The organism is Chryseobacterium sp. UNC8MFCol (genome assembly GCF_000482305.1).
Lineage (GTDB): Bacteria > Bacteroidota > Bacteroidia > Flavobacteriales > Weeksellaceae > Chryseobacterium > Chryseobacterium indologenes.
The window spans coordinates 214,079-227,558 of the sequence record NZ_AXUZ01000004.1; the positions used below are offsets into that span (position 1 = coordinate 214,079).

Consider the following 13,480-nt stretch of genomic DNA (forward strand, 5'->3'; position numbering starts at 1 on the left):
TGAAAAGTTCACTTAAGTTTTGAAAACCAAAGATTTTCATCGTGCACTCTCTAAACGTTATAGGTTTTTGAAACCTATAACGTTTTTATTTTTTGGAAAATTCAAAATATGTTTTGAATACATCATATTTTCATGAAGTTACAAAATAAAATAAGCCAGTTCCCTATCGTCTCTCAACAGATTATCTACCCTTCTAAACCCTGTTTTTGTAAGGACTTTCTGAGATCCGATATTATCTAAGTCAGTAACGGCAACAATGTTTTTGTCCGTAGCTAATGATCTGCAATACTCTACCAAAGCTTTACAAACTTCCGTTCCAAGACCTTTTCCCCAGTAATTTTCCCCTAATGTATAACCTATTTCTATTTGTTCAGGATTATCAAGGAAGGTTCTGGCCAGACACATTCCGACAAAATCTTGATTCTGGGCATTGAAAATTCCCCATCTGCTGAAAGGGCCTTCCTTATAATCTGCCAGGGCTTTTTCAAACATTTCTTTATATTCATCAGGGGTTTTGTAAGGCAGATAGCGGGTTACATTTTGGTTTTCAAAGAGATTTAGAAATAAAATAAATTCTTCAGGGGTGAACTCTCTTATGATGATTCTATTATTATTGTACTGCATATATAAATGGAATATCGCTGTGGTAGCGGTTAAATGATTGATAAAAGTACGAAATAAACTAATATCTTGTCATACTAAAAATGGGCTTAAAAAATTAAGCCCATCTGTTATTCAACAAGTGAATAACTAATACGTCAATACTAAATTATTTTATTAATTGCATCTGTTTAAAAAATTTTAAACCAGTTTGTAACGTTTTAAAGTACTAATAAGGAGGTTGATGGCCAAGAAGGATTCCATTTCCAGAATACTGCCCACCTTCAATATGGTACCGATATAGCGTTTTGATTCTATTTTTTAATGAATTTTTGAGAAGTTTTCCCTAAAGAAGTTTCAATATCAATTAAATAAGTTCCGTTTAGGAAGTGTTTAACATCAACCTTATCACCCATAACTTTTACATTAATTTTTCTTCCAGACATATCATAAACAGAAATTGATTTGATTTCCCCTTTTGCTTTAATATTCAACACATCAGATACTGGATTTGGATAGATGGATGTTTCTGAGTTTGTTGTATCAATGTCTGAAGTGGATAGTGATGATGATAATGCACAAGGCGTTGTAATACTGCCAGATGGTTGTGTATTGTATGCAAACTCAGTTACAGAATAACCTGAACCATTGGTCCCAACAATCAGTTTGAAATAGCCGTTAATATTGTAGCCTTCGAATTGGTTTCTAAAACCAACATAAGCGGTTTTGCCAGACCAGTTAGTGTATGTAGGGGTGTACACGTCAAGTTGTCCGGGAGTACCCGTTGGGTAACCTATATTATTTGCATTAGTTATAGTGGTACAGGCTGGAATTAAACTGATATTTCGTGTTCCTGTTTGGCAAACCAATCCTTTCCAATAGGTTTCCAATTTTAATTGATTGGCGCCATAGTACCAGGCGCCATACCCTGCATCATCACTAAGCTCCGGATTAATGATAAAATATTTCCAAGTTGCCCCGGAGTTGGTGGTTACTGTTGTCGGTGTTGGATTGGCATAACTTTCAAGAGGAGTTCCTGTAACTATTTTATAGGGATCTTTGTAAGAAAAAGTTAATGCCAAAGCTGTAGTCGATCCTAGTGAAGTTACACCTCCTGTTATAGCCGGATTCAGGAACGTAATTGATGAATTCAGCACCTGACTCTTAGGATGACTGGCTGCCGCGCCATTTATGGTAAGTGTGGCAGTAGTAGGGCTTGTAACTGCTATAGCTGCTGTTAGTCCTGCTGGCAATGAAGACGTGAAATGTGTCCCTGTAGTAAGAGTTGTTCCATTGGGTACGGCAAATGTTGCTCCGTTTAGGGTAATGGTTGATGTAGGGGCAGATGTTACTGTTCCATCTAATGACACGGCTCCATTATTGTTTAAGTTCTCTGTAAAGGTACTGTTGCTAAGGGTTAATTTAGGTGGAGTATTGGCAACTCCGGTTGCGGCTAAGTTGGCAGGCTGCCATAAATTCATTCTCGAAGGATGGTTTAATGCGGCTAACATTCTATTAACTTGCCCATTGGTAAACATTTTATAACAACCAGCGGAACCGTTGTACCCCATATAGTTTTCAACGTTCACTTTTTGTCCAAGGCAATTGTTTCCGGCTGTGCATCCTAATCCGGAAGAATTATTTTCTACAGGGGTGTCAGCGACTCCGTCACCGTCATTACCAGGGTTTGCCGTTGAACAAAGAACATTGAAGGTGTGTTGAAGATTTAACCAATGCCCGAATTCGTGAGTGAATGTGTCAGAAAACTCGTTTGAAGCCAAAGTTCCTGCAGCATCATATATATAACGGCCATTATAAACAACTCTTGCTGTATTTACTGAAGTCATGTATGAATCCGGATACCAGGCAACTCCTGATTGATAAAAATCTTTATTAGCATACAGATCATTTTGTATATACACATTCATATACTTTGTATTATCCCATGCATCTGTTCCAATTTGTGCATCATATCCACCACCGTTGCCATATCCGCTTTTGAAAGGATGAAATACCACTCCGCTTGTTGCTTTTCCGGTTGGATCAATTTTAGCTAATCGAAATTCAATACTTAACGCCCCTCTGATAGATTGGAAGTCAGGATCCACAGTATTTGAATCAGTGTTAATTCCATTGAAATTTAAGTTGATTTGTTTCAGTAAGTCAACTACTTTTTGGTAATTTACTTTTACATTACTCTGAGATTCTCCATACACATGGAAAACCACTGGGATGATGTAGGTGGGCGCATTGCCTTTTTTGTTCAATGGAGTTTTGTTTGATTCCATTTTTTTTACAAAATCTTTGGTGAATTTTTCAAAATTTTCATATTCAGCCTTAGATTCCGGGTGCAGTTCAAAATGTTTTTTCATCATTTCATCTGCTTTACACTCATGAGGTCTATTTTCCTGAGCCAAACCTATTATTGGAAATAGGGAAACAAGTAGTAGTAATTTAAATTTTTTCATGATTTTTTGGATTTGTTTGTTAATAAATTATTTGAATAATCCAATTGTTTGGGGCTTAATCAACCTATTGAATTGGATCTAGAATGATTTTAACTTGTCTGTAAATTTTGATAGCCAATATCTCCCATGCTTCTGTCTACAACTTTGCCATCCATTATCATAAAGTTCTGTGGGATGCTTATCCCATGATTGTTAATTTTCTGGAAACTCTTTCTTTAAAAATTTTAAACAGGTTGAAATAATAATTTGGGGTGTTAAGTGATATTTTTTTAATTAAATCTTTCGGGGTTGAAGATCTTTATCTCAACCGTTGGCTTTTGGTCATTGGCAAGTTCTGACACTGTTTTTCCAAAAATGGGTCCTAAACTTAACCCCATCATACCACCGCCGCCTGCGATAATCAGGTTTTTCAATTGGGAAGATTGTCCCAGATAAGGCAGTCCATCCGGTGCGCACGGCCTGTAACCAAACCAGATTTCAGATTCCTTTTTATAATGCATCTGAAAGTCAGGCAAATATTGAGGAACAGACCGGACGATGCCTTCTACTCTTTTCATGTTAATTTTATCATGATGGGAAGCCAGTTCCATAGTCCCACCGAAACGGATCTGCCCGTTCATAGGAGTGACAGCTACTCTTGCTTCCAGTAATAAAGCAGCATGATTCAGGGTATTGACCGGATTTTCTGGGGTATGCATGAAAGAATATCCTTTTCCGGGCATTAATTGAATTTTGATTCCTGCCTTCTGAGCCAGTTCAGGAAGAAATGAACCTCCGGTCATGACGAAACGGTCTGCTGTAAACTTTTTATCATTGGCAATTATGGCTTTAATCCTGCTTCCTGATGTTTCAAATCCGGTTACTTTGTGATGAGTATGAAAAACGGCACCATTATTTTTAAGATAAGAGATCATTTGTTTCATCAGTTTCATCGGATTCATATGGCCGTCACATTTGTAATTGATCCCTCCTATGACATCCATCCGGATATAAGGCTCAAGTTCCTGAATTCCTTTTTGATCCAGAATATCAACTGATAATCCCAGACTGATCGCTTTCTGAGCAAGCTCTGTTTCTTCTTCCCTTACTTTTTCGGTCTTGTAAAGCATCAGAATACCATTCTGATTAAGCTCAAAATCAAATTCATCCTTTGAGGCAATCTCGTTGTAGAGGATGCTGCTCGCCAGATTAAGGTCTCTGATGGCTGATGCTGAACGATCCACGTGATTCTGGTTGGAATGTTTTAAAAACTTCAATCCCCATGATATCAGGTTGGAATTCAATGAAGGTTTAACATAAAACGGACTTTTGCTGTCAAACATCCATCGTATTCCCTGGGCAACGACTCCCGGGGCAGCTAACGGAGTAAAGTGGCTGGGTACAATCATTCCTGCATTGCCATAAGAACAATTGTTGGACAGATCATTCTGTTCCAGGATTTCAACCTGCCAGCCTTTTTGTAAAAGATAATAGGCGGAGCTTAGTCCTGCTATACCTGCACCAATGATAAGTGCTTTTCCTTTATTGTGTGCCATATGTTTGTTTATATAACCTGAAATCCCTGCCAATAAGGATCTTCATCATCAATAATAATATGATTATAACCTGTGATTCTTGCCCAGCCTTCTACTGAAGGGATAATTGCCGGTTTTCCGCCAACAGTAGCCGTTCCTTCAATTCTCCCGATAAACTGCGATCCGATATAGCTTTCATGGATAAACTCTTCGCCTTCTTTTAATTTTCCTTTAGCATACCATTGCGCCATTCTTGCAGAGGTACCTGTTCCGCATGGTGAACGGTCCAAAGCGTTCTCCCCCACTAATACAGCATTTCGCCCGCTTGCTTCAGGATCTGTAGCATTGCCTGTCCATTGAATATGGCTTAATCCGGTAATGTGTTCATTTTCAGGATGAATAAATTCATACTTGTCATTGAGTAATTTTCTAATGATCTTTCCATAATGAATAAGCTGGCTGGCTGTAAAATCGGAAATATCTCTGAAATTTTCCTGAGGATCTATAATCGCATAGAAGTTCCCTCCATAAGCTACATCCGCTTTTATTACCCCGAGATCCGGACAATCAACTTCCAGATTTTCAGCATACAGAAAGGATTTCACATTGGTCAGTTTTACAGACGTTACTTTTTTGCCTTCCTGTACATAATCAATAAGAATAAGTCCTGCCGGTGTTTCGAGGCGCAGCTTGCCGGGAATTTTAGGAAAAATCAACCCTTCTTCTATAGCAATGGTTACTGTGCCTATCGTTCCGTGTCCGCACATGGGAAGACAGCCGCTGGTTTCAATATATAAGACTCCGATATCGTTTTCTTCGTCAATAGGCGGATACAAAATACTTCCGCTCATCATATCATGACCACGGGGTTCAAACATGAGTCCTTTCCGGATCCAGTCGTATTCTTTCATGAAGTGAAGCCTGCGCTCCATCATAGAATTTCCTTTCAAAATAGGTCCGCCACCTGCCACAAGACGTACAGGACAGCCACAGGTATGAGAGTCTACACAAAAAAATGTTCTGTTCATACAGTTTCTAATTTTAATGATTCTGAATTAATTTCACCATCTACCATTCTGTTGATTTGTAGTGGATTTTCATTTTTTAATTCCTCCGGTAAGAATTCATTTGGCCAGTTCTGAAAAGAGATAGGACGAACAAAACGTTTGACAGCATCCGGTCCTACGGAAGTAAAACGTGCATCAGTTGTAGAAGGAAAAGGACCTCCATGCTGCATGCCATAAACCACTTCTACGCCTGTAGGCATTCCGTTGAATAACAATCTTCCACATTTATCTTTCAAAATATCAATCAGCTCTGAGTTTTCATGGATATCGTCTGACGTTGCCGCTAAAGTAATAGTTAATTGTCCTTTTAACTTTTGAGCAATCTGTATAAGTTCTCCCTGGTTTTCGCAAGTAACAATAATACCAAAAGGACCAAATACTTCTTCGCTCAATACAGGATTATTGATGAAGTTTTGAGCATTGGTTTTTATCACAGCAGCACTTCCTTTCCCTTCTTCCGTTTCGGTTGATGCAATTACTTCAACATCTGCCTGTGTTATGGCAATAGACTTATCCTTTTTAAAACTCTCATATATTCCTTTGTGAAGCATTGGAGCAGGGGAAATTTCCTGAATTTCATTTTTTACTGCAGAGATAAACGTGTCCAGTGATTCGCCTTTACGTGCAATAAATACTCCCGGATTGGTACAGAACTGTCCTACCCCTAATGTTAATGAAGTAACATACTCCTTTGCCAAGGCTTTTGCTTTATTTTCAAGTAATTGCTGTAGTGCAAACACAGGATTGATGCTTCCCATTTCTGCAAATACAGGAATAGGATTTTCCCGACGATTGGCTGTATCAAACAAAGCTTTTCCACCATTAAAAGAACCTGTAAACGCTACGGCGTGGATATCTTTATGTTGGGTTAAAAAAGCACCGATCTCATGCGATGTTCCGGTAATATGACTGAAAATTCCTTGCGGCCATCCGAATTCTTTTACTGTATCTGTGATCACATCAGCCATCATTTGAGAGGTCTGAGGATGGGCAGGATGTGCCTTTACAATAACAGGGCAGCCTGCTCCTATCGCACTTGCCGTATCACCTCCTGCTGTGGAAAAAGCAAACGGAAAATTACTGGCACCGAAAACAACCACAGGCCCTAATCCTATGTTGTACTTTCTGATATCACTTTTCTGTTTTTCAGGTTGGGCAAGATCAATTCTTGACTCTGTATATATTCCTGAGGCTACCGCTTTTGCATAACTTCTCCATTGGCCGGCAGTTCTGGCTTTTTCACCCGTGAGTCTTGCCAGAGGCAAAGAAGTTTCAGTGTGGGCTGTTGTCAAAAGCTCTTCACCTAAAGCTTCAATCCGATCCGCCACCGCATTCATAAATGCAGCCCTTTCTTTTACCGTTGTTTTCTTCAGGAATTGATATGCTTCGGAAGCCATCTGAATTCTTAACTCAATATTTTGTTTTGATGTTTCTTCAATCATAGCTTTCTTTGGTATTAATCTAATATCGGACGATTGTTTCTGCCTTCTTCAATAATCTTATTGATTCTTTCAGCTTCTTCACCTTGAAGCTCCAGACGTGGTGCTCTTACATATGGATTGCTGATTCCTTCTGCAGTGGCGGCCAGTTTGATGTATTGAATAAGCTTAGGATGAATATCGAGTTCCAATAATGGCATAAACCATCTGTAGATCTCTACCGCTTTATCGTATTCACCTGATTTAACATAGCGGTACATTGCCATTGTTTCGTTGGGAAAAGCATCTACAAGACCTGCAACAAGTCCATCTGCACCGAGCATGAGGGTTTCAAGGCAAATAGTATCTACACCGCCAAGAATTTTGATTCTTTTTCCAAAGCGGTTGATCATTCTGGTTACATTGGCAAGGTCTCTTGTAGATTCTTTAACAGCCTGAATGGTTGGATACTCAATAAGTTCTTCAAACATTTCAAGGGTTACATAAATTCCGTAATCAACAGGATTATTATAGATAAGGATAGGAAGATCTGTAGCCGAAGCTACTGCTTTAAAATATTCTACTACTTCATGACGATCCGCTTTATAACGCATGGGGGGAAGAAGCATTAGTCCGTCAGCCCCTGATTCTTTTGCTTTTTTAGCGAAATGTATAGCATTTTTGGTTGTATTTTCAGCAAGGTTTAGGATGACAGGAATTTTTCCTTCTGTAATTTTTTTTGCATACTTCAGCAATTCAAATTTTTCTGCAGTTTCCAAAGCACTGGCCTCTCCTAATGTTCCGGCAAGGATAATTCCCTGAACTCCGGCTTTAATCTGGGCTTCTGTATTGACTGCAAACATTTCAAAATCAATCTCTCCTTCATTTGTAAAAGGAGTTAATACAGCAGGATAAATACCTTCCCAGTTTAGTTTTGTACTCATATCAAATAATATTTATTCAAAACTAAGTGAATTTCACAACGGTAAATGTTAATATTTTAATATATTCTAACCGTATTTTAACATGTGATTATTCGTGGTCTATAGTAGCCTCTTTATAATGCTTCAGATATTCTTTTGGAGAATACTTCATGATGGATTTAAATACCCGGTTGAAGTTGGTAAGACTGGTGAATCCGCTGTTAAAGGCAACAGAAGAAATACTGTATCTGCTGCTGGATGTCAATAATCTGCAGGCCCTCTGTACTCTTAATTCATTAAGATATTGAATATAAGTAATTCTGGTATGTTTTTTAAAAGATCGGCAAAATGCCTGAGGAGTCATACAGGCTTCTTTAGCAATGGTATCAAGAGTAAGTTTGTGCTGGGTGAAATTCTTCTTAATATAGAATTGGGCATCTATAATTCTCTGGTCATTGTCAGAAATATGATTAGGAAGATTTTTTTCTGAAGACAACGGAACATGCAGATGTCTATTCAGCATCAGATAGTTTAAAATTTTTATAAAATCTAGGATCTGTTCTACTCCTTGTGTCTTTTGCAAGGCAGCCATGCTATCTCCTACACTTGATTTCAGTTTTGAAGCAATTTGAAATCCTACTTTTGAGTGTTCAATGAAGTTTTTCAGTTCTTCAAATTCCGGTAAATCAAAAAAAGCGGCTATTTTTTTATCTGGATCGAAGAAAATAGAAATAGCATGAACGTTCTGTTTTTCGTTTTTATTAAAAGATCCTTTAAAAACATGTGATTGGTTGGCTCCCAGGTAGAAAATATCACCTGGTTCAAAGGTAAAAAGGTTCTGTTCTATGGCCAAAGTACCATGCCCTTTAAGAATCCACATGATCTGAGTTTCTGTATGTCTATGAAAATAAGGATAGAAATTGGGCATAATATCTTCCTGTATGCGGATGCTTTTGTTGGTGTCGGCAGGAACTGAAAACTGAAGACTCTTCATACGATCAATATTTTAAAGGAATGATGATTAAGAATGTTAAAATATTGCCGAATTTAAGCAAAATATGAACATTAACTGTCATATTAAAATCCAAACTTTACATCTTCATTATTTTAATGAATGAAGTGCTTCAAATAGTACAAAATTGTAACTTTAAACTTTTAAAATAAAACTTTCATAAATATATGTTTTCAGCACAAACTTATCAAGACAGAAGAGGTGTATTGCAGAGCAATGTAGCCGGTGGAATTCTGTTATTTTTAGGAAATATAGAGAATCCTGTAAATTTTGAGCATAATCCTTATTATTTCCGTCAGGACAGTACCTATCTATACTATTTTGGAATTCAGGAACCAAAAATTGCAGCCATAATTGATATTGATGAAAATAAAACCATTGTTTTCGGAGATGAACTAAGCATTGATGATATCGTCTGGATGGGCAGGCAGGAAACCTTAAAAGAGAAAAGCCTGAAGTCTGGAGTACACGAAACATTACCTTATAAAGAGTTGTCTCAATATGTACTTAAAGCGAAAGCTGCCGGCAGAAAAATACATTATCTTCCTCCTTATCAGTCTTCCAATAAAATTATAATGGCTGATCTTCTCGGGATTAGAGTAGCAGAATTGCAACCTTCAGAAGAAATGATCAAAGCGATTGTAAAACAGCGTTCTATCAAAGAGGCGCAGGAAATCGTACAAATTGAAGAAGCTGTGAATGTTTCCAACGAAATGCATCTGCTGGCTATGCGTATGGCCAGACCGGGCATAAAGGAATATGAAATTGCCAATGCCATTCAATATTTTGCAGCCAACAAAGAATGCCAGATGTCTTACCCACCGATCGTAACTATCAATGGAGGAATTCTTCATAATCATTACCGACTCAATACCATGAAGGAAGGAGATCTTTTCCTGAATGATTCCGGTGCAGAAACAGCTATGGGATATGCAGGAGACTTAACGCGAACATTTCCTGTAAGCAATACTTTTACAACAAAACAAAAGGAAATTTATGAGATTGTTCTGAATGCTTTTAATAATGCTCAAAAATTGCTGAAACCGGGAACCCGCTTTAAAGACATCCATTTGAAAGCCGCTCAGCACCTCGTGGAAGGCCTTGTAGATCTGGGACTAATGAAAGGAAACCCTGAAGAAGCTGTAAAAAACCATGCACATACCCTGTTTTTCCAATGCGGATTGGGACATATGATGGGACTTGACGTGCATGATATGGAAGATCTGGGCGAGCAATATGTAGGCTACACCGAAGCAGAACCTAAGGATACCAAAACATTCGGGCTTAAATCTCTCCGGTTAGGAAAAGCCTTGGAAACCGGATTTGTATTAACGGTTGAACCGGGTATTTACATGATTCCTGAACTGATTGATATGTGGCAGGCAGAAAATAAAAATGCGGAGTTTATTAATTATGATAAAGTGAATGAATACCGAAACTTCGGAGGCGTACGTATTGAAGATAATTTCCTGATCACGGATGACAGCTATAAGCTTCTGGGGAACGGGTTGATTAAAACGGCAGAAGATATTGAAAATTATCGCAAAGAGCATTTAGCAGACATCAAATAAGCGCTATGAAAAATATAAAAAAACTGGGAATTGTTGCATTGTATTTCCTGTGTTTATCGCCATTGGCTGCACAAAAGATGCAATGGACTCCTGATGGGAACGCCTATTATTCGTTTACTAAAAAAGGGGTTCAAATTGTTGACGTTTTGCATCCGGGAACCGAGCAGACACTGCTGAACAGCAACGAACTGATTCCGTCCGGAAGTTCCGAGCCCTTACAGGTTCAAAGCTTTCAGATATCTCCTGCAAATAAAAACTTATTGCTTTTCACCAATACCAAAAAGGTGTGGAGAGATAATACCCGCGGAGATTACTGGATCTTTGATAAGAATACCAAAAAGCTTACACAGCTCGGAAAAGGATTACCTGCTTCATCATTAATGTTTGCCAAATTTTCTCCCGATGGTAAGAAAGTAGCTTATGTGTCAAAGCATAATATTTACTTGGAAGATCTTTCAGACAATCAGATTACTAAAATTACTACAGACGGTAATGACGGAATGATTAATGGTACTTTTGACTGGGTATATGAAGAAGAATTCGGTGCAAAGGACGGTTTCAGATGGTCTCCAGATGGAAGTAAAATTGCCTACTGGAAACTGGATGCCAGAGGTACTAAAAACTTCCTGATGATCAATAATACCGACAGTCTGTATTCGTTTACCATTCCTGTAGAATATCCTAAAGCGGGAGAAGATCCTTCAGGTTGCAGCATCTGGTTTTATGATCTTGCCTCCAAATCTTCAAAGAAAGCTGATATATCAGGAGATGAAAAACAACATTATATTCCAAGAATGGAATGGGTACAGGATTCAAAATCCGTTATCCTACAACAATTGAACAGAAAACAGAACCAAAGTAAGATTATCGTAGCAGATGCAGGTTCTGGAACCGGGAAAGCCATTTATACCGAAACAGATCCCGCATGGATCGATATCAAATCTATGTGGAATAACAACGATCCCAGCGGCTGGGACTGGATTAATAACGGCAAGGAGTTTTTATGGCTTTCAGAAAAAGACGGATGGAGGCATATTTATAAAATAGATATGAATGGCAAAGAAACCCTTATTACAAAAGATGCCTTTGACGTTATCAAACCTGAATTTTTTGATGTTCCTAATCAATTGATTTATTTCCTGGCCTCTCCCGGTAATGCTACTCAGAAGTATTTGTATAAAGTAAATATGAAGGGAGGAAAAGCAGAAAGACTGACCCCTCAGGCTTATTCAGGTTCTAATGAATATACGATCTCTCCCAATGGAAAGATAGCTTTGTTTACGAATACCAATACCGATAGATATTCTGCAGGAGCGGTAGTGTCTCTCCCGAACCATAAAGAACTTGTGGCTGCCACAAAATCAGAGAAAGCAGATCCTGCAAAAGCTAAAAAAGAGTTTTTCCAGATTACCACTGAAGATGGGGTTACGCTGGATGGCTGGGTCGTAAAGCCTAAAAATTTTGATCCTTCTAAAAAATATCCTGTTCTTTTCATGGTGTATGGTGAACCTGCGTTACAAACCGTGACAGATAGCTTTTACGCCAATTGGGATTATTTGTATACAGGTGACATGGCCCAGGACGGATACCTTTATGTTTGCCTTGAAAACCGCGGCACACCCGCTCCTAAAGGACGCGAGTGGAGAAAATCTATCTACCGGAAAATAGGCCAGCTGAATATACGTGATCAGGCTATGGGGGCAAAAGCATTATTTGCAAAATGGCCATATGCAGATACTTCCAGAGTGGCCGTTTGGGGCTGGAGCGGCGGCGGTTCTTCCACGTTGAATCTTCTTGGTCAGTATCCGGATATTTACCAAACAGGAATAGCCATTGCTCCTGTAGCCAACCAGTTGTTTTATGATAATATCTATCAGGAAAGGTATATGGGACTTCCACAGGAAAACAGAGAAGATTTTGTAAAAGGTTCTCCCCTTACATATGCTAAAAACCTTAAGGGAAACCTGCTGTTGGTTCATGGTACAGGTGATGATAATGTACACTATCAGAATACAGAAGTATACATCAATGAGCTGGTGAAGTACAACAAACAGTTTCAGCTGATGTCGTATCCTAACAGGTCCCACTCTATCAGTGAAGGAGAAGGAACATTCCTGCACCTGGCGACCATGTTTACAAAATATTTAAAACAACACTGCCCTCCGGGAGCAAGATAATAAAAACGAAAAAGTCTTACATAGAGTAAGGCTTTTTTATTATTTGAGTTTGTTTACGCTAGGAAGAAAACGGCAAACTTTGTATCTTTACTCCATGGAAAATCAGGAAGAAATTGAGAAGCAGATACTGGATATTGTACGGGCACAATATGAAAAGGATGGTGGCAATAACGGCGTTACTTTTGGTGCTTTTGACCATATTCTCAATATGTCTATTGAAGACCGAAACGCATTTCTTGAAAGAATGGCAAAAGAAAAAAAAATATTTATTTTTAACAGCCTGAATATGAGACGCATTATTCTGCCGAAATAAAACCTCTGTTGAACAGGGGTTATTTTTTTTAGAACACCTCATCAATAGGATCTGTATAAAAGGAATTCTGCAACCCCAAAACAGAGTATAAAAAAGATTGAATAAAAAAACCTCCCGTAGGAGGTTTAGAATGAAATTTATAAACTATATGACGTGGTGTTAAAAAAAACTTGTAAATAAAAACTTGTTTTAAAGCCATCAATGGATATGCCAAATAGATCACTGCTTAAGGAAATCTTAACTTTTGTGGTAGCTTTTTTCTAAAAAAATAAAACCTCCCGCATCAACGGAAGGTCAAGTGTAATTTGTCAGAAATATGAAATTTTCAAGGGGTTCAAAAATAGAAAGTAATTCTGTAGACAAGTATGACTGCAATCATATCTAAATTCCAAAAATAAAATAAAAATCCCCGGATTT

The 13,480-nt window shown here is 38.2% G+C and carries 10 protein-coding genes; 3 read left to right on the forward strand and 7 right to left on the reverse strand.

Annotation, left to right across the window (positions count from 1 at the left end):
• Nucleotides 1–138: 138 nt before the first annotated feature.
• The 7 genes from M030_RS0104155 to M030_RS0104185 all read right to left on the reverse strand — a co-directional run bounded on the left by M030_RS0104155 (nt 139) and on the right by M030_RS0104185 (nt 8,984).
• A complete protein-coding gene (locus M030_RS0104155) occupies nt 139–624 on the reverse strand; it encodes a GNAT family N-acetyltransferase (RefSeq protein ID WP_027372389.1) in 486 nt (161 codons plus the stop codon).
• 290 nt (nt 625–914) lie between these two features.
• Nucleotides 915–3,068 (reverse strand): zinc-dependent metalloprotease, encoded by a 2,154-nt coding sequence (locus tag M030_RS24870; RefSeq protein WP_051584886.1) that lies wholly within the window; start codon nt 3,066–3,068, stop codon nt 915–917.
• Nucleotides 3,069–3,337: 269 nt separating this feature from the next.
• Nucleotides 3,338–4,603, reverse strand: a complete 1,266-nt coding sequence (locus M030_RS0104165) for an NAD(P)/FAD-dependent oxidoreductase (RefSeq protein WP_027372390.1) — start codon at nt 4,601–4,603, stop codon at nt 3,338–3,340.
• 8 nt (nt 4,604–4,611) lie between these two features.
• Entirely contained in the window at nt 4,612–5,610 is a 999-nt protein-coding gene (locus M030_RS0104170) for a 4-hydroxyproline epimerase (protein ID WP_027372391.1), read from the reverse strand.
• Complete coding sequence (locus M030_RS0104175) at nt 5,607–7,091, reverse strand: aldehyde dehydrogenase (NADP(+)) (RefSeq protein WP_027372392.1); 1,485 nt, start codon at nt 7,089–7,091, stop codon at nt 5,607–5,609. Before M030_RS0104175 ends, M030_RS0104170 begins: the two co-directional genes overlap by 4 nt.
• A gap of 14 nt (nt 7,092–7,105) precedes the next feature.
• Nucleotides 7,106–8,011, reverse strand: coding sequence for a dihydrodipicolinate synthase family protein (locus M030_RS0104180; RefSeq protein ID WP_027372393.1), 906 nt, complete (start codon nt 8,009–8,011; stop codon nt 7,106–7,108).
• Between the two features lie 88 nt (nt 8,012–8,099).
• Nucleotides 8,100–8,984, reverse strand: a complete 885-nt coding sequence (locus M030_RS0104185) for an AraC family transcriptional regulator (RefSeq protein WP_027372394.1) — start codon at nt 8,982–8,984, stop codon at nt 8,100–8,102.
• 185 nt (nt 8,985–9,169) lie between these two features.
• Here M030_RS0104185 and M030_RS0104190 point away from each other — a divergent pair, with 185 nt between their 5' ends.
• The 3 genes from M030_RS0104190 to M030_RS0104200 all read left to right on the forward strand — a co-directional run bounded on the left by M030_RS0104190 (nt 9,170) and on the right by M030_RS0104200 (nt 13,063).
• On the forward strand, nt 9,170–10,573 hold the full coding sequence (locus tag M030_RS0104190; protein ID WP_027372395.1) for an aminopeptidase P family protein: 1,404 nt from the start codon (nt 9,170–9,172) through the stop codon (nt 10,571–10,573).
• A 5-nt stretch (nt 10,574–10,578) separates the two neighbouring features.
• The gene (locus M030_RS0104195; protein ID WP_027372396.1) at nt 10,579–12,750 is read left to right on the forward strand and encodes a S9 family peptidase; all 2,172 of its coding nucleotides are present in this window, start codon (nt 10,579–10,581) and stop codon (nt 12,748–12,750) included.
• Between the two features lie 94 nt (nt 12,751–12,844).
• Nucleotides 12,845–13,063 carry a hypothetical protein gene (locus M030_RS0104200; RefSeq protein ID WP_027372397.1) on the forward strand — a complete coding sequence of 73 codons (219 nt, stop codon included), beginning with the start codon at nt 12,845–12,847 and terminating at the stop codon, nt 13,061–13,063.
• The last annotated feature ends 417 nt before the right edge of the window (nt 13,064–13,480 follow it).

Excerpts from the sequence above, each read along its gene's own strand:
- M030_RS0104155 (WP_027372389.1), bottom strand. The coding sequence starts at position 624 with ATGCAGTACAATAATAATAGAATCATCATAAGAGAGTTCACCCCTGAA.
- M030_RS24870 (WP_051584886.1), bottom strand. The coding sequence starts at position 3,068 with ATGAAAAAATTTAAATTACTACTACTTGTTTCCCTATTTCCAATAATA.
- M030_RS0104165 (WP_027372390.1), bottom strand. The coding sequence starts at position 4,603 with ATGGCACACAATAAAGGAAAAGCACTTATCATTGGTGCAGGTATAGCA.
- M030_RS0104170 (WP_027372391.1), bottom strand. The coding sequence starts at position 5,610 with ATGAACAGAACATTTTTTTGTGTAGACTCTCATACCTGTGGCTGTCCT.
- M030_RS0104175 (WP_027372392.1), bottom strand. The coding sequence starts at position 7,091 with ATGATTGAAGAAACATCAAAACAAAATATTGAGTTAAGAATTCAGATG.
- M030_RS0104180 (WP_027372393.1), bottom strand. The coding sequence starts at position 8,011 with ATGAGTACAAAACTAAACTGGGAAGGTATTTATCCTGCTGTATTAACT.
- M030_RS0104185 (WP_027372394.1), bottom strand. The coding sequence starts at position 8,984 with ATGAAGAGTCTTCAGTTTTCAGTTCCTGCCGACACCAACAAAAGCATC.
- M030_RS0104190 (WP_027372395.1), top strand. The coding sequence starts at position 9,170 with ATGTTTTCAGCACAAACTTATCAAGACAGAAGAGGTGTATTGCAGAGC.
- M030_RS0104195 (WP_027372396.1), top strand. The coding sequence starts at position 10,579 with ATGAAAAATATAAAAAAACTGGGAATTGTTGCATTGTATTTCCTGTGT.
- M030_RS0104200 (WP_027372397.1), top strand. The coding sequence starts at position 12,845 with ATGGAAAATCAGGAAGAAATTGAGAAGCAGATACTGGATATTGTACGG.